Annotated in this window: 15 protein-coding genes; 14 read left to right on the forward strand and 1 reads right to left on the reverse strand. The window is 38.8% G+C overall.

The annotated features are described in order from the left end of the window. The first annotated feature begins 358 nt into the window (after positions 1-358). From NW213_RS02675 to NW213_RS02740, 14 genes are all read left to right on the forward strand, one after another. Positions 359-1990 (forward strand): InlB B-repeat-containing protein, encoded by a 1632-nt coding sequence (locus NW213_RS02675; RefSeq protein ID WP_258321764.1) that lies wholly within the window; start codon positions 359-361, stop codon positions 1988-1990. A gap of 180 nt (positions 1991-2170) precedes the next feature. Then, a complete protein-coding gene (locus NW213_RS02680) occupies positions 2171-3487 on the forward strand; it encodes a DEAD/DEAH box helicase (protein ID WP_258321765.1) in 1317 nt (438 codons plus the stop codon). Between the two features lie 257 nt (positions 3488-3744). Continuing rightward, a complete protein-coding gene (gene serC, locus NW213_RS02685; protein ID WP_154044447.1) occupies positions 3745-4815 on the forward strand; it encodes a 3-phosphoserine/phosphohydroxythreonine transaminase in 1071 nt (356 codons plus the stop codon). 86 nt (positions 4816-4901) lie between these two features. Then, entirely contained in the window at positions 4902-5822 is a 921-nt protein-coding gene (locus tag NW213_RS02690; protein WP_258321766.1) for an NAD(P)-dependent oxidoreductase, read from the forward strand. 12 nt (positions 5823-5834) lie between these two features. After that, positions 5835-7082, forward strand: a complete 1248-nt coding sequence (locus NW213_RS02695) for a DUF1015 domain-containing protein (protein WP_258321767.1) — start codon at positions 5835-5837, stop codon at positions 7080-7082. Between the two features lie 311 nt (positions 7083-7393). Beyond that, complete coding sequence (locus tag NW213_RS02700; protein ID WP_258321768.1) at positions 7394-11386, forward strand: hybrid sensor histidine kinase/response regulator transcription factor; 3993 nt, start codon at positions 7394-7396, stop codon at positions 11384-11386. 266 nt (positions 11387-11652) lie between these two features. Further along, positions 11653-12573 (forward strand): family 16 glycosylhydrolase, encoded by a 921-nt coding sequence (locus tag NW213_RS02705; protein ID WP_154044451.1) that lies wholly within the window; start codon positions 11653-11655, stop codon positions 12571-12573. A 28-nt stretch (positions 12574-12601) separates the two neighbouring features. Then, positions 12602-15793: a SusC/RagA family TonB-linked outer membrane protein gene (locus tag NW213_RS02710; protein WP_258321769.1), complete on the forward strand. Its 3192-nt coding sequence runs from the start codon at positions 12602-12604 to the stop codon at positions 15791-15793. Between the two features lie 33 nt (positions 15794-15826). Beyond that, positions 15827-17521: a SusD/RagB family nutrient-binding outer membrane lipoprotein gene (locus tag NW213_RS02715; RefSeq protein ID WP_288316367.1), complete on the forward strand. Its 1695-nt coding sequence runs from the start codon at positions 15827-15829 to the stop codon at positions 17519-17521. 38 nt (positions 17522-17559) lie between these two features. Continuing rightward, positions 17560-18855 carry a hypothetical protein gene (locus NW213_RS02720; RefSeq protein ID WP_249052283.1) on the forward strand — a complete coding sequence of 432 codons (1296 nt, stop codon included), beginning with the start codon at positions 17560-17562 and terminating at the stop codon, positions 18853-18855. A 29-nt stretch (positions 18856-18884) separates the two neighbouring features. Next, positions 18885-21224 carry a glycoside hydrolase family 3 N-terminal domain-containing protein gene (locus tag NW213_RS02725; protein WP_258321771.1) on the forward strand — a complete coding sequence of 780 codons (2340 nt, stop codon included), beginning with the start codon at positions 18885-18887 and terminating at the stop codon, positions 21222-21224. Between the two features lie 107 nt (positions 21225-21331). After that, complete coding sequence (locus NW213_RS02730; protein ID WP_258321772.1) at positions 21332-21955, forward strand: YigZ family protein; 624 nt, start codon at positions 21332-21334, stop codon at positions 21953-21955. Between the two features lie 88 nt (positions 21956-22043). After that, complete coding sequence (locus NW213_RS02735; protein WP_258321773.1) at positions 22044-23060, forward strand: L,D-transpeptidase; 1017 nt, start codon at positions 22044-22046, stop codon at positions 23058-23060. Between the two features lie 184 nt (positions 23061-23244). Next, positions 23245-23874: a murein L,D-transpeptidase catalytic domain family protein gene (locus NW213_RS02740; RefSeq protein ID WP_289074194.1), complete on the forward strand. Its 630-nt coding sequence runs from the start codon at positions 23245-23247 to the stop codon at positions 23872-23874. On the opposite strand, the gene NW213_RS02745 is transcribed toward NW213_RS02740, so the two are convergent. After that, entirely contained in the window at positions 23869-25149 is a 1281-nt protein-coding gene (locus tag NW213_RS02745; RefSeq protein ID WP_258321774.1) for a PAS domain-containing sensor histidine kinase, read from the reverse strand. The two genes, NW213_RS02740 and NW213_RS02745, sit on opposite strands and share 6 nt — an antisense overlap. Between the last annotated feature and the right edge of the window lie 4 nt (positions 25150-25153).

Raw genomic sequence — 25153 nt, forward strand, 5'->3', positions numbered from 1 at the left:
TACATATGTATGTTAATATGTTTACATTTGTCAGTTGATTAAATTATATATGTGAGTATAATGACTTACATATGTGGACAATTAAAGATATTCTATGTTCTGTTATATTGTATTGCCTGATTTCATTGTATAATTTTTTTTCCAATTTATGAAAAGTAAGATTTGTATTTTGATTATTGTAAAATAATATAAGTTCTATGGTATAATCGTATGCAAATCTGTCCAAAAAATAATTTAATGTCAAATTTTTAGTAATAAAATTTCATGTTTTTTTTTTGTTGTTAACTTTGTGGGCGGTGATAATATAAGTTATCACATATTTTATAATATTTATAGTTCGTTTTTAATAGAATTACGTATGGGAAATTTAATGAAATTGATTGTGCCCATTATGATTGGGTTGTTTTGTTTTGTGTCTTGTGCAGACGACGCTACAGAAAATGAGGAGCGTTATTTTACTGTGACATTTAATTCCATGGGCGGAAGTGAGGTTAAGGAGCAAAAGGTAAAAGCCGGAGAACATGCCGTTAAACCAGAAAATCCGACTAAGGATGGTGTCGTTTTCTTGGGATGGTTCAAGAGCGAGAATTTCGAAAGTGAATGGGTCTTTGACGGGGATGTTGTGGATTCGGATATTACTTTGTACGCAAAATGGTTGGCGGAAATAGAAACTTGTATGATTTCTTTCGATACAAATGGAGGTGATGATATAGAGCCTGTGAGTGTTGAGAAAGGAAATACGATTACCGGTTTGCCAACTCCTGTAAAAGACGGATTTGTATTTGACGGATGGTTTACCGATGAGGCTTTCACTAATCCGTTTGATGAATCAATGGTTATAACAAGTGATATGACTCTTTATGCCAAGTGGAAATCAGAAGTTGATGATACGGTAAAGAAACAACTGGAGGATTTGATAAACAAGGCAAACGGTTTGAATAAGGAAGATTATTCCGAAACGTCTTTCGAAAGGTTGGAAAAATACATTGAGTTTGCTAACGTGATAATTGAAGATGCAAACTCTACACAGGAAGATATGAAAAAGGCTTATGATTTATTAGATGAAGCTATAAAGGCTTTGTTCCCGGTTTTGCCAAATGAAGGAAAACCTTACGAGGTTAAATCAGGAGAATATGAATTTTTGCAGGATGGTAAGAGATATATTCTGATAAATGGAAATGGAGGATATCATTGGGGAATATCGTTTAATGTTTATGATGTTTATGGAAACTATGTTGATGAAGAAATAAATAAAGTGAAATTATCTTACGATGCTTCCAAATTAATAGAGTGGACTGCTGATGGAATAATTAATGAATACGAAGGTCAAATAGATTTCAAACTTAAGCCAAATCTTGCAGTTGGTGATGAATTGGAAATTACAGCAACATCTATTTCAGAATCTAATGTCTCAACAAAACTGATACTTAAAGTAGTTGATGGTATTGAAACAACAAAATCATTTCTTGATGTTGCGGGTGAAGTAACAAATACGACTATAACTTTTGATAACTATTTTGAATTAAAACAAAAGTCAGAACTTGCCATGGCTATGGCTTCTTGTCTTTTGGTTGAAGGTTATGATACAACCGTAATCGAAGAACCGTATAATAAGCTTAGAACCTATATGGATGATTGGTGGAATTTTAGCTTTATTAAGGTGAAGGATAATTTTTATTATTCTCAAGGTATGATGTATTCATATAATCCAGATGGAGGAAACTTCCCAGCTGGAGAGTTGATTTCTGATATTTACCTTGAATATGATGATATATATTTTCAGGAAAAAACTGTGTTGACTTCCAATGAACTTTATGCTTATACTAGAGAGTTTTCCGGATCAGCAATCGGTGTTGATTGGAAGTTGGAGACGAAAGCAGAATATAAATTTATTCCTGGAGAAAATGGCGGTGGAACAATGATACTACATTATTTGGATATAGATAGCGTAACGCGCGGTAAATTAAAGAGTAGGGTAATGTTCAGGTAAAATCTTGTTTTTCAGATTAATATTATAACCTGCTATGGTAAGTTATGTAACATCAATATTGGTATAACATAACTTATCATTGCAGGTTTATTCATTATATGAAATGTGATTTGTGTAGAAATCTCACTTATTTATTGTATTTTTGCATATAATGGTTTAAATATAGTCAAATAAAAATATATGGATATCCGTACAATACTGAAGAATCTGAAAATAGAAGAGTTGAACGCTATGCAGCAGGCAGCTGTAGATGCTTATAAAGAAGGAAACGACATAGTACTGCTTTCGCCTACTGGTTCCGGCAAAACCCTGGCTTATCTTATTCCACTTGTGCAGTCACTGAAGAAGGATGCCGAGGGAGTGCAGGCTGTAGTGCTTGTTCCGTCACGCGAGTTGGCATTGCAGATAGAACAGGTCTTCAAGGGGATGGGTACTGACTTCCAGGTAATGAGTTGCTATGGCGGACGTCCTGCCATGGACGAACACCGCACAATGAAAGGTATCCGTCCGTCGGTGATTATCGGTACTCCGGGACGTATGAACGACCATCTTGGAAAAGGTAATATAGATGCATCTACAGTGCGTGTACTTGTTATTGATGAGTTCGACAAGTGTCTGGAATTCGGATTTCAGGAGGAAATGGCCGATGTGATAGGCAAGTTGCCTAATTTGCGCAGGAGGTTCCTTCTTTCCGCTACGGATGCTGAAGAAATACCGCGCTTTACTGGAGTAAACAAGAGTGTAAGGCTGAATTTCCTGAACGCTGATGAGCAATTGTCGGACAGACTTCATTTATATAAGGTGGAATCGCCGGTAAAGGATAAACTTGAGACATTGTATAAGCTGGTTTGTAGTCTTGGTTCGGAGCAGACACTAGTGTTCTGCAATCATCGCGAGAGTGTTGACAGGGTAGGCAGGTATCTGCATTCAATGAAGGTTTATAGTGAAACTTTTCATGGAGGAATGGATCAGGACGACCGTGAGAGAGCGCTTTATAAGTTCAGAAACGGCAGTTGCAATATCTTTATTTCTACTGACCTTGCTGCACGCGGACTTGATATCTCTGGCATAAAGAATGTAGTCCACTATCATCTGCCTATAGCTGAAGATGGGTTTATACACCGAAACGGACGTACTGCAAGATGGGATGCCGAAGGTAGTGCATATATTATTATGCATTCCGAAGAGAAAGTGCCTGATTATCTTCCTGCCGAGATTGATGTGTTCACTTTGCCGGAGATAACACCCAAACCTTCGAAACCGGAGTTCGTCACATTATATATAGGTAAGGGTAAAAAAGACAAGATAAACAAGATAGATATAGTAGGCTTCCTCTTCAAGAAAGGTGGGCTTAATAAAGACGATGTAGGAAAAGTTGACGTTAAGGATCATTATGCTTTTGTGGCTATATCGAGGAAAAAGAGCCAACAAACGTTAAAGTTGATACAAAATGAAAAGATTAAGGGGGTGAAAACTTTGATAGAACTGGCAAAATGATAACTTTGTGTCAGTGCATATACAGAACAACGGGTCATTATCTCAATTTGCTATGGTTATTATAACGAAATACACCACAGTATGATTGTTGTGTGTCAAAATGATAGTAAAATTATGCTTCATATCATAAAATGAAAGAAAATTTCAATTGTGGATGTAATTTTATTAGATTAAAGTTTGGTTGTGTGGAAATAAATACATAAATTCGCAATCGTAAGATATTAAAATATATGTAAAACCAATTAAACAACTGCCAAATGAAAAAACATAATTTTAATGCGGGACCTTCTATTTTGCCTCGCGAAGTAATAGAGAAAACAGCACAAGCTATATTGGATTTTAACGGCTCTGGACTTTCGTTGATGGAAATAAGTCATCGCGCAAAAGACTTTCAGCCGGTAGTGGACGAAGCTGTGGCTTTGTTTAAAGAGATACTAAATATCCCGGAAGGGTACTCAGTGATATTCCTTGGTGGCGGTGCTAGCCTTGAATTCTGTATGGTTCCATATAACTTCCTTGAAAAGAAAGCTGCTTATCTTAACACGGGTACTTGGGCTAAGAAAGCTTTGAAAGAAGCAAAAGCTTTTGGCGAAGCTGTGGAAGTTGCATCATCTGAAAAAGACGGATATACATATATTCCTAAGGATTATGTTATTCCTGAAGATGCGGAATATTTCCATATTACCACTAATAATACTATCTATGGAACAGAATTGCATTCAGACCCTGAAGTTAATGTTCCTTTGATTGCGGATATGTCATCTGATATTTTCTCACGTCCTATCGACGTTTCAAAATACATCTGTATCTATGGCGGTGCTCAGAAAAATCTGGCTCCTGCGGGTGTTACTTTCGTGATTGTGAAAGATGATGCGCTTGGCAAGGTTACACGTCATATCCCTACTATGCTCGACTATAAGACACACGTTGACAAAGGTTCAATGTTCAACACTCCTCCTGTAGTGCCTATCTATGCTGCATTGCAGACTTTGAGATGGATCAAAGCTCAGGGTGGTGTGGAAGAAATGCAGCGCAGAGCTAAGGAACGTGCTGAGTTGCTTTATGCTGAAATTGACCGCAACAAACTGTTCCGCGGTACAGTGACTGTGAAAGAAGACCGCTCACTGATGAACATCTGTTTCGTAATGGCTGATGAATACAAGGATTTGGAAGCCGACTTCCTGAAGTTTGCTACCGAACGTGGTATGGTGGGTATCAAAGGTCACCGTTCAGTAGGCGGATTCCGTGCATCATGCTATAATGCTATGCCATTGGAAAGCGTTAAGGCTCTTATCGAGTGCATGCAGGAATTTGAAAAATTGCATTAATCCGTATTAATTATCAAATAGGGACGTGACGGAGACTTCTCTTTTCACGTCCTTTTTATCTTTATATCACTTAAATTTTACTACACATGAAAGTCTTGATTGCAACAGAAAAACCATTCGCCAAGGTTGCTGTGGATGGTATTCGTAAGGAAATAGAAGCAGCTGGTTATGAACTCGTGTTGCTTGAGAAATATACAGAGAAAGCTCAATTGCTTGATGCAGTAAAAGATGTAAACGCCATTATTATTCGAAGCGATATTGTGGATAAGGAAGTGCTTGACGCTGCCAAAGAACTGAAGATTGTAGTCCGTGCAGGTGCCGGATACGATAATGTTGATTTGGCTGAGGCTACTGCTCACGATGTATGTGTGATGAACACTCCGGGACAGAACTCAAACGCTGTGGCGGAACTTGCTTTCGGTATGATGATTATGGCTGTCCGCAATTTCTATAACGGTAAGGCGGGTACAGAACTTATGGGCAAGAAACTTGGTATTCATGCATACGGTAATGTGGGACGTAATGTAGCCCGTATCGCCAAAGGCATCGGCATGGATATTTATGCTTACGATGCTTTCTGTCCTAAGGAAGCTATCAAGGCTGACGGTGTCACTCCTGTAGATTCTGCAGATGAGCTTTACAAGAATTGTGATGTCATTTCACTTCATATTCCTGCTACTCCTGAAACACGCAAATCTATCAATTATGACTTGGTGAACCTGATGCCAAAGAACGGTTTGCTTGTCAATACTGCAAGAAAAGAAGTTATCGACGAAGAAGGACTTCTGAAACTGATGGAAGAACGTCAGGACTTGAAGTATGTAACAGACATTATGCCAGAAAAGAATGAAGAGTTTGCCGCTAAATGTGCCGGCAGATATTTCTCTACTCCTAAAAAAATGGGTGCCCAGACTGCTGAGGCTAATATCAATGCAGGTATTGCTGCTGCAAAACAGATTGTGGCATACTTCAAGGATGGTTGCGAGAAATTCCGTGTAAACAAATAAAAATCATTGCCTATGGCTGTAATTAAACCTTTCAAGGGCGTACGCCCACCTAAATCAATGGTAGAGGAAGTGGCTTCCCGACCATACGATGTATTGAATTCAGAAGAGGCGCGTGAAGAGGCTAAGGGTAATGAAAAGTCATTATACCATATCATCAAGCCGGAAATAGATTTCCCGGTTGGAACTGACGAGCATGATTCAGCTGTATATGACAAAGCCGTTGAGAATTTCAAGATGTTCCAGGAAAAGGGATGGCTGGTGCAGGACGATAAAGAAAACTATTATGTATATGCACAGACCATGAACGGAAAGACTCAGTATGGTCTTGTTGTGGGCGCATACGTGCCTGACTATATGAATGGCGTAATAAAGAAGCATGAGCTTACACGCCGCGACAAGGAAGAGGACCGTATGAAGCATGTCCGTGTGAACAATGCGAACATCGAGCCTGTATTCTTTGCATATCCCGATCATGCCGAACTTGATGCCATCGTTGCTAAATATACTGCACGCGAGCCGGAATATGACTTCATAGCTCCGGGCGACGGATTCGGTCATACATTATGGGTTATTGATGAAAAGGACGATATAGACAGGATTACTGCTTTGTTTGCTGATATGCCGGCTCTGTATATAGCCGACGGTCATCACAGAAGTGCCGCAGCAGCATTGGTAGGTGCCGAAAAAGCAGCCCAAAATCCAAATCACAAGGGCGATGAAGAGTATAATTACTTCATGGCTGTATGTTTCCCTGCATCGCAGTTGACTATTATCGACTATAACCGTGTGGTAAAGGATTTGAATGGTCTGACAGCCGAACAATTCCTGAAAGCATTGGAGAAAGACTTTATAGTTGAGGAAAAGGGTGAAAGCATCTATAAGCCTTCATCACTTCATAATTTCTCTTTGTATCTTGCAGGAAAATGGTATAGTCTTACAGCTAAACCGGGAACATACGATGACAATGACCCTATAGGAGTGCTTGATGTGACTATTTCTTCAAACCTGATTCTTGACGAGATACTTGGTATAAAGGATTTGCGTTCGGACAAGCGTATAGACTTCGTTGGAGGTATCCGTGGTTTGGGCGAACTGAAGAAAAGAGTTGACAGTGGTGAAATGGCAATGGCGCTTGCCCTTTATCCGGTATCGATGAAACAGTTGATGGATATTGCCGATACGGGAAACATCATGCCGCCGAAGACTACATGGTTCGAGCCTAAGCTTCGTTCGGGACTGATTATACATAAGTTGGAATGATGCCAGTATTTTTATTTTATTGATATTTGTTTGGCGCCTGATGAAAATAAAGTGAACTAAGTTCACCTGTATTCATCAGGCGCAATTGTGTATATTGGAATATATAATACGGTTTAAACAATATTAATGTAGTCTGTATGTCTTTAAATTAGGTAATATTATTGGCCTGTAACTGTCTGTAGCATTTGATGCTTTCTCAGATAATGTTAGAAATAGGTTAACTAAATATAGTATTTGATATATTTTCGCTATATTTGTATCATATTAGCCTTTGTGAAATTTAAGGATGTAAGTGTCCGTTGATTTAATATATGAAGATAAATTTAAAATATATCTTATTAGTCATATCTTTTGTGTTGTCTGTTTATGCTTTATATGCCGAATCGTTTGACGGTATGTTTAGTGTTCGTCACATCGGGCGCACTGATGGATTGAGTAGCGAAAGAGTATTCTCGATAGTTGAGGATAATGACAATGTGATGTGGATTTCAACCAGAACTGGAGTGGACAGATATAATGGTCGTACAGTAAAAAATTATTCATTATCTGCTAATTACTATTATGGTGATTTGGCAGGGAGAATAATCAGGCTTAATTTTGATAATAAACTGGGACTTTTGGCATACGATCATACCGGGAGAATATATAAATATCAACCGAATACGGACAGCTTTGAATTATATTTGTTTTTGGGTGAGTATATTGAGGGGGAAATTATTCTTAATAAAATATTTTCTGATGAAAATGGAACGCTTTGGTTTGGATTGAGTAGAGGATTATATTCGAAAAAGTCAGATGGTGCTTTATGTTGCGTTTTAGAAGACAATTATATAAATGACATAGCATGTTTGTGTGATTCTTTATTTGTTGGTACATCGAATGGAGTTTTTCGTTTATCATGTAGGGAAGATTCTGTTTCAAATCAACTTGTTGAAGATAAAAATGTACAAACTCTTTATTTCGATAAGTCTGAAAATAAGTTGTGGATTGGTACGTTCAACAGCGGATTGTGGACTCTGGATCTCGGAAATTATTCATTGCATCGTATAAAAGGTCAACATCTGTCTTTTTTAAATCCTATTCGCGCCATTACTCCTTATGACAATAACAGAATACTTGTTGGAATAGACGGTGGCGGAGTATATTTTGTGGACAAACATACCTCAGATACAAAGTTGTTTGTAAATACAGAGGATAGTGGGGAGTTCTTTTTACGTGGCAATGGAATCTATGCCGTAACCAAAGACTTTCAGGATAATATATGGATAGGCAGTTACACTGGTGGAGTGTCTGTGGCTATTTCTTTGAAGTATCCTATCAATATAATGACACATGAACGGGGAAATCCGCAGTCGTTGGTAAATAATAATGTGAATGATATAGAGGAGAATATAAATCATGATTTGTGGTTTGCCACGGATGATGGTATAAGTATTAGGAATAAGTCAGATCATCGTTGGAAACATATATTAAAATCTATTGTAATAGTAGATTTATGTAGTTCTGGTGATGGAAATATCTGGGCTGGAACTTATGGTGACGGTTTGTACCTGATAGATAAAGACGGGCGTGTGATAAGACATCATACTCAAAAGCCGGGAGGACTTACTACAAATTATATTTTCTCAGTGAAGGAGGACAAGGACGGAGATCTTTGGATTGGGGGACTTGACGGAAATTTAATTATAGCCGACAAACAAGGAAAACGTAAAAATGAGTTTGATATAAACTGGGTTCATTCCATGGAAGAAGTTGATTCTTTGAGAATGGCCGTTGCTACAGTAAATGGTTTTTGTATTGTAGAAAAATATACATCTCAGTTCAGACGTTATGCCACAACCAGTGAGTTCAATGATAAGAATGTCAGTGCTTATATCATTTCAATGTTGTTTAATGGTGACGGTACTGTATGGCTTGGCACGGAAGGAGGTGGACTGAATCTGTATGATATGAATTCAGGTGATGTAAAGACTATTACCACTAAAGAAGGTTTGCTATCGGACGACATATATAGCTTGCAACGTGATAATAAAGGGCGTATTTGGGCAAGCACAGGTAAAGGTCTTGCCGTTGTAAATGCCCTGAAGGTTTCAAATCTGAATTATATTCATGATACAGATAAGACATATAACAAATCGGCATGTATCAAACTTTCTGATGGTAGGTTTGCTTATGGAAGTACTTATGGGGCTATTTTTATAACTCCTGATGCGATGGCTGTTGAGGAATACGACGCACCTGTCAGGATAACAGATTTAAAATTGGAGTATATTTCTCCCGAGAAGGAAATACAGATGCGTCCGTCCATTTATGCAATGCTCATGGATAAGAAGGTTGATCTTGATTACAGTTATAATTCATTTTCTGTTACTTTTGAGTCAATAAATTATCGTTTTCAGCATGATATAGCTTATCAGTATATTCTTGAAGGGTATGAAAAATCATGGAGTGCGGTGTATTCGAATGGAACTGTCAGATATACTAATGTTTCTCCGGGAATGTATACCTTGAAAGTCAGAAGTTTAAGAAAAAGTAACGGAGAAATCATTTCAGAAGATTCACTTTCAATAAACATCAATCAGCCGTGGTGGAATTCATGGTATGCATGGATAATATATTTGTCTTTAGTTCTCGGTATATTTTATTTCATACTTAGATATAAGAGTAATCAGCTTCAGAAAAGGCATAATGAGGACAAAATAAAGTTCTTTGTAGAGACAGCACACGATATACGGACTCCTGTAACACTTATTATGGCTCCTTTGGAAGATCTTAGTAAGGAAAAAGACCTTTCGGATGATGTAAGTTACTTGTTGGAAACAGCGCGTAATAATACACGTAAACTACATACGCTTGTAAGTCAATTGCTTGAGTTTGAGAAAATAGACACAAATAAGAAAGATGTAACTCTTAAACCTATAAATATCAACGATTTATTAGTGAAGGAATGTGTAAGCTTCCAGTCGTATTGTGATAAGAAACAATTGCATATAAAGATATCTTTGCCTGAACATGATGTGTTTGCAATGGCAGATGAGCAGATGATGGAAATGTTGCTTGACAATCTTATTTCGAATGCTTGCAAATATACCTTGGCAAATGGGACAATCAGCCTGTCACTTTTATCTGATAAAAAGAATGTAGTTATAGAGGTTCAAGACACAGGTATTGGCATTCCGGCTGATGCCGGCAGACAGCTGTTCAAGAATGTTTATCGTGCTGTTAATGCAAGACAGACAAACGAACCCGGCACAGGATTCGGGCTGTTGCAGGTACAGCGTTTGGTGAATATGATGCATGGCAAAATTTCATACAAATCTGAAGTAAACAAGGGCAGTACGTTCTATGTTACGTTACGCAATGCTGATATTGATTCTTCTTTTGGTGATAATGTTATACATAAACAGATATCTCCGGTTATAGAAAATAGAACTGAGTATATTGGTGATGATTCTGAAAATATTAAAGAATCTTTGGATACATTGCTTATAGTTGAGGATAATGATGAACTACGCTGTTATTTAAAGAAGATTTTTGAACGTGATTATCGGGTTATAGATGTATCTGATGGAAGTAAGGCTTTGGAATGTTTGGCAGAAGAATATCCGGATCTTATTCTGTCGGATGTTATGATGCCTGGTATCCAGGGTGACGAGCTTTGTCGTATAGTAAAGGAAAATCCACAAACATCCGGCATACCGTTTATATTGCTTACTGCCAAAGTAACCCATGACGCCATGGTTAACGGTCTGAAAAGTGGAGCGGACGACTATATTCCTAAACCTTTCAGTGCAGAAATTTTAAGATTGAAGGTTCATAGTATTCTCGAAACCAGAAATCATCTTCGTGAATATGTTCTGAAAAATGTGGTGGCACAAATAGAGAAAAATGAAACTGTTGCCATTGATACTTTGAACAGTAAGGACGAAATAAGGCAAACAGACGGTGGCAATGTTCAGAATGATGCTGTACCGGTATCAGAGGATGATTTGAATTTTATCAAGCATGCAACACAACTCGTCATGGATAATATGGATGATGAAGAATTTAGTATTAACCAATTGTGCCAGGAAATGGCTATGAGCCGTACCTTGTTCTACAACCGTTTAAAATCGCTTACAGGAAAGGCACCGCAGGACTTCATACGTCTGATTCGTCTTCAGAGAGCGGCAGAACTATTGAAACAAGGAAAGCCCGTGGCAGATGTAGCCGCTGAAACTGGATTTGTGAATTCTAAATATTTCAGTATATTGTTCAAGAAACAATTTGGTATATCACCAAGCAAGTTTCTGGAGCAAAACTAATAGATAGTTCTATATTTATATTACGGGCTGACAAATTAATAATGTCTTATTTATGAACATTTATTGATTTGTCAGCCCGATTTTTATATGTTTTCTTGGTAAAAAAGCAAAAATGATAGTTTTCAACCCTTTTCTGTTAGCATTCAAACCCTGAAAAACAGGTTTATACCCAATTTTGCCAACAGCTTGGAAGCTGAATGTAATCTTTAGTTAACAGTAAAAGAGAAAGTGAAAATACATAATGTTTAACCAAAAAACTATCGGTAATGAAAACAGTAATTTTATTTCTATTATTCTTTTTTGGAGTAAATCTGCAATCGTGTTCGACAAATAATGAACCGGTAAAGCCTGATAATCCGGAAGAGGAAATCAAAGATGATAATGAAGGACAGGAGGAGGAACCTGAGCTGCCTGATGAGCAACCAGGAGATGAAGATGAACCCTCGAAACAGTGGAAACTCGTGTTTACAGAAGACTTCAACACATTTGATAATTCTGTTTGGACAAAAGAAACTCATGAGCCTGGGTGGGTGAACAATGAACTTCAGGAGTATATCGAAGCATGTGTTAGTGTAGGTAAAGATGGAGATAAGTCAGTTCTTATTCTTACGGCCAAAAAAGAAGGGGATAAATTTTATTCAGGTCGTGTAAACAGCAAAGGCAAGAAAAGTTTTCAATATGGTAAAGTAGAAGCAAGTATAAAACTCCCTAAAACAGCAAACGGATTATGGCCTGCATTTTGGATGATGGGCGACAACGATAGGCAGTGGCCTGCCTGTGGTGAGATTGATATAATGGAGATGGGAGAAAAAGCAGGCATAGCCAATAATACAACAGAAACATATATCAATACCGCAATTCATTATGGTCCTAATGTCGAAGGACATGAACAGGTATTCCAAACCAAGACAATGGAGAAAAGTCTACAAGATGGCAACTATCATGTCTATTCTTTGGAGTGGAATGAAAATGAACTTATCGTAAAGGTTGATGATATATTAATTAAGACATTCAATATCGGACCTGACAGTGGTCGTTTTGAGTATTTTAATGATAAATTCTATTTATTGCTTAATCTTGCAGTTGGCGGAGATTTTCCAGGCATTACAGATCCGGCACAGATTACAGCATTGAAGGATGGAGAAAAAGCCCAAATGTTTATCGACTGGGTGAAAATATATAATTAATCTTAATACTATTACTTATTAAAAACTTATGAGAAGATTAAACTACAAGTACACATTGTATTGCGGTACATTGTCCTTGTCTCTTTTGGGAGGAATACCGCAAGTGAATGCCGGAGTTGCAGAAGTCAATCTTGCAATAATGCAACAGAATCGACAGGTTTCCGGTAATGTTAAAGATGCGATGGGAGCGATAATCGGAGCTTCGATTGTTGAAAAAGGAACAACAAATGGAACCATTACTGACATGGATGGTAACTTTGTTCTGAATGTACAGCCGGGGGCCACATTGGTGGTAAGTTATGTCGGTTACAAAACAAAAGAAGTAAAAGTTGGTACTTCACCACTAGATATCACTCTCGAGGAAGATAGTAAGGTGTTGAGTGAGGTAGTCGTTACAGCGTTGGGTATAAAGCGTGAGCGTAAGGCGCTTGGTTATGGTGTAGATGAAGTAAAAGGTGAAGCACTGACAAAGGCTAAGGAAACCAATGTCATTAACTCAATGGCTGGTCGTGTACCGGGTTTGGTTGTCAGTCAGACTGCAGGTGGTCCTTCAGGTTCTACACGTGTACTTTTGCGTGGTAATACAGAAATGACAGGAAACAACCAACCTCTGTATGTCATTGATGGAGTACCCTTGGATAATACAAACTATGGCAGTGCCGGTACGGAAGGAGGTTATGACTTGGGTGACGGTATTTCAAGCATTAACCCTGATGATATCGAGAATATGTCTGTTCTTAAAGGTCCTGCTGCTTCAGCGTTGTATGGTAGCCGTGCCAGTCACGGTGTAATTCTTATCACTACAAAGAAGGCTAGCGGTAAGGATGGTGAACGTATGAGTGTTGAGTATAATGGTACAATGACATTTGAAACTCAACTTGCTAAATGGAACGAAGTTCAGCAAATATATGGTATGGGTAGTGATGGCACTTACAGTATAAATGCTGTTGCAAATACAAATAAGAGTTGGGGACCAAAAGCCGACGGTTCAAATATGCTTGATTATTTTGATGGCGTTTCGCGTCCGTATCTGATTATTCCTGATAACGTATCTGGTTTCTTCCGTACAGGTTTGACTGCAACAAATACATTAACTTTAAGTTCGAGCCATGGAAAGTCGGGAGTACGTTTTACTTACACTGATATGCGTAATAAGGATATAGTTCCTAATACAAATATGAGCCGTAACATATTCAATTTGCGTGCGAATACTAGTATGGGAAAAGTTGATTTGGATTTCAGTACAAACTATACACGCGAATCGGTAAAGAATCGTCCTGCACTTGGTGACAGCAAAGGTAATGTCGGTAAAAATCTTATGACTCTTGCCACTACATATGACCAGGAATGGTTGAAAACATACCAGGATGCAAACGGTGAATACTCTAACTGGAATGGTTTGGATCCATACAATGTAAACCCTTATTGGGATGTTTACAAGAATTCAAACCAATCGGATAAAGATCAGTTCCGTTTCAATGGCAAGGCAATATGGAACGTTACAGATCATTTTAAACTTCAGGGTACAGTCGGAGCTGAATTCAACTGGTTTAAGTTTGAGGATTTCAAGGCTCCTACAACTCCTGGTTATGAAGCCGGCAGATTGCAGATAAGCAATTTCAGAAACCGTATGTACAACTTCGAAATGTTGGCTCTGTATAACAACTCTTGGGGTGATTTCGATTTCAATGCGACATTGGGTGCCAACTTGTATAAAGTGAATAATGAGACTACAATTACTACAGCTCAGGATATGAAGATACGTGAAACGGTGGCGCTTATGAGCTTTAACGAAACAAGTGTGGAACAGAATTATTACAGAAAACAGATAAATTCTATTTATGGTGCAGTTAATGTTGGATGGAGACACCTGATATATCTTGATGCTACATTGCGCGGAGACCGTTCTTCCACATTGCCTTTGAATAACAATACATATATCTATCCTTCATTCTCTGGTAGCTTTGTATTCTCTGAACTTATCAAGAATCACAATCTTCTGCCTTACGGTAAACTACGTGTTTCATGGGCACAAGTGGGTAGCGATACAGATCCTTATCAGTTGGGACTGGTATATACGAAATCTAAATTTACTTATCCAGGATATACTTTAGGTTCTATCAGTAACAGTACTATCCCTAATCGTGATTTAAAGCCTACAAGAACCAATTCATACGAAATGGGATTGGAATTGAAATTCCTGAATAACCGTATCGGTCTGGATTTCACTTACTATAACCAGACTAGTAGAAATCAGATTATGGCTATGGCTAGTTCATGGGCTTCCGGTTATACATATCGTATGATTAATGCCGGTGAAATCCAGAACAACGGTATTGAAATTGCTTTGAACACTCGTCCTATTCAGACAAAGGACTTTTCATGGGATTTGAACATCAACTTCTCTAAGAACAACAATAAGGTTAAGGAATTGGTTGACGGCATCGACTTATTTGAACTGGAAAAGGCTACATGGCAGGATGTGCAGATTGCAGCTGTAGTAGGAGAAAATTTTGGTTCAATTATTGGTCCGGACTTCAAACGCAATGAAAATGGTGATATTTTGATTGATCCAAGCACTGGTTTGCCACAATACGATAACAGTAACCATATATTGGGTAACGCTTCATGGGACTGGACAGGTGGTGTTGTAACAAATTTCACATACAAGAATATCTCTCTTGCTGCCGTATTCGATGTTAAGGTCGGTGCCGATTTGTATTCAATGTCAGCTCGTGCTGCATACGAATCTGGTAAAGCATTGGAAACATTGGAAGGACGCGAAGAATGGTATAAATCAGAAGAACAGCGTAAAGCTTTAGGCATAAGCGAAGCAAATTGGACACCGACAGGTGGTTTCATTGCTCCAGGTGTAATAGATAATGGTGACGGAACATATCGTCCTAACGATATTTACGTAAATCCTGAGGATTATTGGATGAATATAAGCCGTTATGCACCGTCAATGTTCGTTTACGACAACTCATACATTAAATGTCGTGAAATCACATTGAGTTATTCGTTACCTAAGACATGGCTGAAGAATAAGGTTCAAGGATTAACAGTGTCCTTCGTTGCACGTAATCCGTTTATCGTTTGGAAAAATATTCCTAATATCGATCCTGATTCGAACTATAACAATACTACAGGTATGGGTATGGAATATGGCTCATTGCCTTCACGTAAAAGCTATGGTTTCAATGTCAACGTTAAGTTCTAATTAATCCTAAATCATTTCAAAAAGAAATACACAATGAAACGTTACAAATCATATATAAAAACAGCAATGTGCATGGCATTAGCACTTGCTTTTACAGCTTGCAGTGATGAATACATGAATGACATGAATACAGACCCGTCGAAAGCTGAAAATATTGACCCAAATTCACAGTTGACTTTTGCCGAACTACAGACATACGGCGACCTTGGAATGATAGAAATATACCGAAGCTATATAGGTGCCTTTACGCAGCAGCTTATGGGATGTTGGAATACAACAAACTACGGAGGTCAGCACAAAATTGACAATAACGAAATGAATCGTTTTTGGACAAATCTTTATACTACAGGAATCAAGAATCTTGTAGATGTTGAGGTAAAGACAGAAGGTGACGAGAACAAAGTGAACATACATGCCGCTGCTGTGATTTACAAAGTATATCTTATGTCTATCATAACAGATACATACGGTGATGCTCCATACTCAGAGGCAGCCAGAGGTTTTATCAGTGGTATTACAAGTCCTCGTTATGATACACAAGAGGAAATCTACAACAGTTTCTTTACAGAACTGACTGAAGCCGCTGCCGCTTTAGACGATAAGAAAGATGAAATCACAGGTGATGTGATATTTAATGGAGATATAAGAAAATGGAAAAAGCTTGCAAATTCTCTTCGTATGCGTTATGCTATGCGTATATCTGATGTTTCTCCACAGAAGGCGCAGGAAGAGTTTGAAAAGGCATTTACAGATCCTGCCGGCTATATGACAAGTGCTGATGATGACGCATTGATTGAATATATGGAGCTTACATTCAATTTTGGTCAGGAAGCATATACAGATTACAGACGTAACGCTTTGTCACAGTTGTATTTTGGTAATGACCCTGCAAATAATCAGACTTATATCTGTTCTACTTTCTTCAATACTTTGAAGGACAATGACGACCCTCGTACTTTTGCACTTACCCGTTGTTATTTCGACAAGGGTCTGACTCAGTCAAATCCTAATAACCGTATTGATCTGACAGACGAAATGCTGGAACTGGGTGCACAGTTCAACCCTTCTAAACCGGGTGAATTCTGGTATGAACCATGGCCGGATAATGGATATTGGAGTGAAATTATAGCGGACCTTAAGGAAAGGTATCCTGACAATACGAATTACTCAAATCCATGGTTACAGGATGCTACCCGTCCTAAATTGGCCCAGAATTTCCTTAAATCTGACAACCCGGGTGTTGTGATGACATACGCTGAGGTTGAGTTCTTATTGGCCGAGGCTAAGCTTAAAGGATGGAACGTAGGTGCTACATCTGTTGAGCAGCATTACGAAAATGGAGTTAAGGCTTCGATGGCATTTCTAGTTGATAACTATGATTGCGAAATTGACGATCAGGATATAAACGATTATATAGCAAATCACCCTATTTCTGCTCTTAGTGACGAAGGCAAGAAAGAAGCAATAAATACTCAGGCTTGGATTCTTCACTTCCATAATCTGTCAGAATGTTGGGCTAACATACGTCGTTCAGGATATCCAAAGCTGAAATCTCCTGCAGAATATGGTTATGCGGCAGACAAGCTTACTGGTGGATACGACATTCCTGTACGTTTGTGCTATCCTATACTTGAGTCTTCTTACAACAAGGAAGGTTATCAGGAAGCTTTGGACCGTATGGGTGGAACTAACAGTTGGAATATTCCTGTATGGTGGGATAAAGAATAAAAATCTAGTACACTAAACAATTTAAATTTCGTATTAAAATGAAAAATATATATTGGATATTATTTATATTGCTCGGTGCAGGTTTCTCTTTTACATCTTGTAGTGAAGAAGAGCCATTTTCTACTGCAACAGCAGATGACGAGCCTCGTATCATAGCCCCTACGTTTCCGGAGCGTGACGCTAATGGTGGACTGGGAACTATTTCTGAAATAGACAGGGATGTATTGTTCTCAATAACGGTAACAACTACGCCTGCTGATTTCACTTCTGTGGTTTGGACTCTTGACGGTGAAGAAGTCGGAACAGAAAAGACGCTCGAGATGAATCTTAATGCCGGTGTTTATCATCTTAGGGTTGATGTCTCAACTCCTGTAGGAAAAACAACTTTCCGTGAAGGACTTGTAAAAATAAAAGCTTTGGCTGAAGATCCTCAGAGTGAAGAAGTAATATCTGAACGTATTGTCGCAACTGGAGGATGGGCACGTCTTAGTGGAACAAATCTTGAAAAGGTTGCAAAAGTAGCATTAAAGCAGATAAACATTGCCGAGTCTAAAACTAATCAGGAAGTGGAAATCTCTGATATAACATACGTGGAATCAGATGGTTATATTGAATTTAAAATTCCTTCAGAATTGTCTGACGGTGAGTATCGTGTGGTATTTATTGATGTGGAAGGCAATAGATACGGTGCTAATACAATGGATGTTACTTCCCGGCCGTTGATAACTGCAGGACCTGAAAACAAGCGTCCTGATGCTGAGTGGACTATTACCGGTTTGAATCTTGACAAGGTCGTTTCGTTGTCATTGGGTGGAAATACAATCACTACATTCGTTGAACAGTATTCAACTCGTCTTACATTCATTTCACCTGCAATTGCAGACGGAGATTATGTATTGACAGGTATATCCAAATCCGGAGAAAATGTTAGTTTCTTTATTGATGGTGAGATAAAGACAGAACTTGCAGTTACGGTAAAAGACTCTCCATTGGAAGTTGAATTATGGAAGGGTCATCACTATGTATCATGGGATTTACCTGAAGGTAATCCAAACAGGTTGTTTGATGCGGTGCAGAATGATGTGAAGAATTTGCCTGTAGGAACAAAATTAAAGGTATATTACTCAATTAAATCTGATGATAGCTATCATAAAATCAGATTCTCTTCCGGATGGTGGACAGAACTTCCCGGGTACCCTGAGTTTGATGTTTATGCGGACGGTGTTAGTGACATAATTATGTCACAAGAGATACTTGACTTGTTGAATTCGCAAGATGGATTCCTTTGTGTAGGTTTCGGATATTACGTTGATAGAATTACTTACGAAGAATAATTTATTTACCAAGAAAAAAATTGATAAATATGAATTTAAGAAAAGTATTATTTGTATCGTCAATAATAGGAAATGCTGCCTGCTTCGTACAGGCGGCAACTCCTGTCAGTTTGACGAAAGATACAGAAATAGAGAAGAAGGTTGAAGCTACATTAGCGGGAATGACCTTGGAAGAAAAGGTCGGACAGATGACAGAACTGTCAATAGATGTTCTTGGCAATGTGGTGGGCGGAGAGTTCAAACTGGATAAGGAAAAAGTAAAAAATGCAATTGGAAAGTACAAGGTCGGATCTGTACTGAATGCTCCCGGACCGGTTGCTCAAAGCCGTGAGAAATGGAAAGAAATCATCGGTTATATTCAGGAAGTATCTATGAAGGAAATAGGTATTCCTTGTATTTACGGCTTGGATCAGAATCATGGTACTACTTATACCCTTGGTGGAACGCTTTTCCCGCAGAATATCAATCTTGGTGCATCCTTTAATCCTGAACTGACATACGAGTCGGCCGTTATAACTGCATACGAGACACGAGCAAGCAACTGTCCTTGGACTTATTCACCAACGGTGGATATGGCAAGAGATCCTCGCTGGTCGCGTGTTTGGGAAAATTATGGGGAGGACTGTCTGGTTAATGCCATAATGGGCAGTGAGGCTGTTCGTGGTTTTCAGGGAGATGACCCTAATCATGTTTCAGAAGACCGTGTAGCTGCTTCTGTCAAGCATTACCTTGGTTACAGTATGTCGCGTACTGGTAAAGACCGTACTCCGGCTTATATATCTGAATCTGATTTGAGAGAGAAGTGTTTTGCTCCATTCAAGGCTTGTGTTGAGACTGGTGCGCTTACTATTATGGTGAACAGTGCTTCTATCAATGGTGTGCCGGTACATGCCAACAAGCAGTTGCTTACAGAATGGCTTAAAGAAGATTTGGCATGGGACGGGATGTTGATTACAGACTGGGCTGATATAAATAATCTTTATACTCGTGAAAAGGTAGCTGCCAACAAGAAGGAAGCAATAGAAATTGCAATCAATGCGGGTATTGATATGGCTATGGAGCCTTATGATCTTGATTTCTGTACACTGTTGAAGGAATTGGTAGAAGAAGGTAGAGTTCCTATGAGCCGTATAGACGATGCTGTTCGTCGTATTCTTCGTCTGAAATATCGCTTGGGACTTTTTGACAATCCTAACACTGATTATAAGGATTATCCTAAATTCGGAAGCAAGGAACATGCCGCAATCGCACTCAAAGCAGCTGAAGAATCAGAAGTGTTGCTGAAAAACAAGAATAACATATTACCATTGTCAAAAGGCAAGAAAATCCTTGTGACAGGTCCTAACGCAAATTCCATGAGATGCCTTAACGGCGGATGGAGCTATACATGGCAGGGGCATCTTGCCGACCGCTTTGCAGGCGAGTATAATACCATCTACGAAGCTGTAAGCAACAAGTTTGGCGCTGATTTGGTAACCCTAGAACAAGGAGTTACATACGTTGCCGAAGGAGCGTATTACGAAGAAAGCACTCCTGAAATAGAAAAAGCTGTGGCTGCAGCAAAGAATGTAGATGTAATCATCGCATGTATAGGCGAAAATTCATATTGCGAGACTCCTGGAAATCTGGCAGACCTTGCAATCTCTGAAAACCAGCGTAACCTTGTTAAAGCTCTTGCTACGACAGGCAAGCCTATTGTTCTTGTAATAAATGGCGGTCGTCCACGTGTTATAAGTGACATTGAACCTTTGGCAGACGGTGTAATTAATATCTTGTTGCCTGGTAATTATGGTGGAGATGCATTGGCAAATATCCTTGCCGGTGATGCAAATCCAAGTGCTAAGATGCCATATACATATCCAAGAAACCAAGCTGAACTTACTACATACGATTATCGTGTAAGCGAGGAAATGGATAAGATGGAAGGTGCATACGATTATGATGCTGTAATTTCTGTTCAATGGCCTTTCGGTTACGGTTTGAGTTATACTACTTTCGATTACAGAAATCTGCGTGTGAACAAAGATACTTTTACTGAAAACGAAAAACTGGAATTTACAATAGACGTTACAAATACTGGAAAGATTGCAGGTAAAGAAGTTGTAATGTTGTTCAGCAGCGATTTGGTAGCATCGCTCACACCAGAGAATCGCAGACTGCGCGCATTCAAGAAAGTGGAATTACAGCCAGGTGAGACCAAAACTGTAACATTGACTATCAAAGGAAGTGATCTTTCTTTTGTAGGTGCTGACGGAAAATGGATACTTGAGAAAGGTGATTTCCGTATGCAGGTAGGAAATCAAGTCTTGAATATTAAATGTTCTGATACACATAAATGGGAAACTGCTAATATCTGTGTTAATAAATAGCATTGTCTGATTACTTTTAACGAGCCTGGTCATTTTGAAATGGCCGGGCTTTTTTGTTTGTAAACATTAAATAATTACCTTTGCATTATCATTCAAAACATCATAAAATGCAGCAGGGAGACACATATAAGACAATTGAGGGGATTTCCGAATCAATATATACTGAGAAGCGAAGCAAATTCATAGCCATAGCTCTTCCGGTCCGTACACTTGGGGAGATAAAAACATACCTTGAGGAATATCAGAAGAAATATTATGATGCCCGCCACGTGTGCTATGCCTATATGCTTGGGGCTGAAAGAAAGGATTTCCGTGCCAATGATAATGGTGAGCCTTCCGGTACTGCAGGACGTCCTATACTCGGTCAGATAAATTCTTTCGGACTTACCGATATTCTTGTTATTGTGGTGAGATATTTCGGAGGTATAAAGTTGGGTACTAGTGGTCTTATTGTAGCATACAAGACTGCTGCCGCTCAGGCTCTTGAAGAAGCTGTAGTGATAGAGAAAACTGTTGATGAGGATGTGTCTTTTGCTTTTGAATATCCTTTTATGAACGATGTAATGAGGATTGTGAAGGAAGAGGAGCCGGAGATTCTTGAACAGTCGTATGATATGGACTGCCTGATGAAGCTGAGAATCAGAAAATCTTCAATGCCTAAACTTAGGGCTCGTCTTGAAAAAGTGGAAACTTTGCGTTTTATTGATGAAAATATAGATACAGAGATTTAATAATTTATAATTACAATAAATCTGTGTTTAGTAATTGTAAACTAATTTTAAAATACTATCTTTGTGTCAAACAGATAATCAATCGACTATGAAAGCATTTGTAATTTCTTTACTTCTTGTTTTTCTTGTTTCCGGATGCGAAATAAGAAAAGGTGAAGGTGTTGTCCCGCTGGAGAAGGTAGAGGAATTACTTGAAAGTATCACAATTACAGAACTGTTTAAGGAAAAGCCGATAGCTGCAGAAGACATAATAATCACCAAAGAACTTTTATTTGATAAATATACTCTTGAGGATGTTTATCCTTACAAGGACACTGTACGTTCCATAAAGTGGGATGTTATAAAGAAGTGTCTGGCATACGTCGAGAATATGGAACCCGAATCGGGTAAATGGTGTGTCATACAGAATTACAGAAACAGAAACGGTGAAGCTGCATTGGTCAGAAGGTTTGTCAGAAATGAATACAAGCGTGTATCTGATACTTTGGGAGTGGAAAGATATCAGTCTGTGCCTTTGTATCTGTTGTCAGATACCGTTACCCCCGAGCGTTATGGTCGTGACGGCTCTTTAGCTTCTGTTCTTGGAAGAAAAGGTGGATATATTCATATACGTCCTGCCACGTTCGATGACGAATGGTATGTTCCGGAAAGATATGTCAAGATGCTTTCCGATTCTACAAACTTCCATCATGTCGTTTTCGTTGACCGTGGGGATCAGAATATAACCACTCTTGAAAGAGTGGCAAAGGCAGAATGGAAGGTGAGAAGCATTAACCCTGCTACTACCGGACGTCATTACCCTCCATACGCTCAAGAGACTCCGCTTGGTATGTATCTAATTCAGGAAAAGAAACAGAAGATGATTTTTCTGAAGGATGGTTCGAGTGCAGTAGGAGGTTATGCGCCGTATGCAAGCCGTTTTACCAATGGGGCATATATACATGGAGTGCCTGTGAATGTTCCTGCCACAAAGATGATAGAATACAGCTGGAGTTTGGGTACCACTCCGCGTTCACACATGTGCGTTCGTAATGCAACTTCGCATGCCAAATTTGTTTACGACTGGGCTCCGGTGCAGGAAAGCCTGGTTGTAGTAATTGAATGAATATTCGATATAACATTTCATTGAGTTTTTTAACTAACTGATTTTCAGAGATATTAATATAAAGTAGTATCTTTGCTCCTGAATTTTTCATGGATTTTTGATAATGCGCAATATATTAATATCTATATTTCTTGTTTGTTCCGGCTTTGTAGTTCCTGCCATGGCACCGTCTTTTGCCAGTGGTATGCTTGTACATTCTCCTTCAGAAGTTGACGAATGTGCCAACCTTTATGAATCTATGCAGCTTGAGGGAGTTGTCAATTATAAGGCTTTTCGTCAGGCTGTAGAAGGATACAGGAAAATCGAAAACCGTCATCGTGATATTCTTACCCTTATAGATTTCTCCAAGCCCTCGACAGAGAAGCGTCTCTATGTATTCGATATGAAGAACCGCAAAATGCTTTTCAATTCTCTTGTATCGCATGGCAGAAACAGCGGTGAGAACTATGCCACATCATTCTCAAATGAATATGGTTCTTATAAAAGCTCTTTGGGATTCTATCTTACTGAGACTACCTATAACGGAGGTAACGGGTATTCGCTTATCCTTAATGGACTGGAAAAGGGGATAAACGATAAGGCAAAGGAACGTGCCATAGTGGTTCATGGAGCATCGTATGCCAATCCATCAGTTATAAAGGGCGGTGGACGCCTGGGTAGAAGTCTTGGATGTCCTGCGCTTCCTCAAAAGATTTCCAAACCAATTATTGATGCAATAAAGGGTGGAAGCGTGATGTATATTTATGCCGAGAAACCTGAATACTTCGCACAGAGTGAGATTCTGTCTGATGTGACTGACGGAAAAAAATCATGATTTTCCCATTATAATCGTAAATACTGTTCCGTAACCGACTTTTGATTCTACATTTATTAATCCGTCGTGCAGGGTAATTATCTGCTTGCAGAGGCTTAAGCCTATACCTGAACCGTTTGGTTTAGTGGTGAAGAACGGAACGAAGATTCTTTCCTTTACTTCAGGTATAATGCCTTCTCCGTTGTCGGATATGGTGAATTTTATAGAATCGTTTTTGTGATATACGGCTGATACTTCTATTCTAGGATTTTCTGTTTTTCTGCATGCTTCAGTAGCATTTTTTATAATGTTCAGGAATACCTGTTCCAACTGTGCCCTGTCAGCTGATAGAGTCATATCATTGTCTTCTAGAATAAAATGTATATAATCTGTAGCTGTAAGTCCTTCGATGTCCTTGAAAAAGTCATAAACTTTTATTTCGCTTTTTACTGGTGCTGAAATTCTAGTAAGCTTTCTGTAGTTGTCAACAAATTCCATAAGTCCCTTACAGCGACGGTTTATTATTCCCAGTCCCTGAGAAATATTTCTCTGGGTACTTTCGTTTATCGGGAATTCTACGCTTCTTTCTTGCAGAGTGTCCGACAATGAAATGATAGGGGTAATCGAATTCATAATCTCATGCGTCAGCACCCTGATGAGTTTTTGCCATGCCTCCATCTCGTTCTTCTCCAATGCAGAATGGATATTGCTCATGCTCACTATGAACTGTTCCCGTCCGTGAACAGAAATCCTGGTACATGAAACAGATAAATCGAGTGTTGATTCCTGCTTCTTTCTGTGTACTATCTTTTCCTTATTGTTCAGTGCATCTTGAATATCTTCCGGCAGTTTGAATACCTCCGGCCCTAAGATATTCTTTGCTGACTTGTTCATCCATATAATTCTTCCGTCCTTATATGTAGAGATTACGGCGGTATCTACACAGTTCATTAGATTCTTATAGTACTGGTATTTCGTCTCGTCTTCCATGGCAGAGCTTTTCAGATCCTTTATGATGAACGTCAGAGTCTCTGCCAGTTCAGATATCTCCTTGTCCTTGAAAGGGGGAGTTATTATACTGCTTGTGTCTTTCGATTTCAGACATTCTATGGCTTTCCTTATCATCTTTGTCTGTTTGTTCTGCAGCCGGTATATGTTTATTATTACGAGCAGACATAAAACAGAACAAAGCAGACAGGAGAAAACGAGTTTAGTATGCATACAGTAAACCGTTCCTGCCATACACAGAAACAGTGCGACTGTATTTGTCAATATGTAGATATTGAATCTTCCCATACCT

The sequence above is a fragment of the Bacteroides sp. ET336 genome (assembly GCF_024733815.1).
In the GTDB taxonomy this organism is placed as follows: Bacteria; Bacteroidota; Bacteroidia; order Bacteroidales; family Bacteroidaceae; genus Phocaeicola; species Phocaeicola cellulolyticus.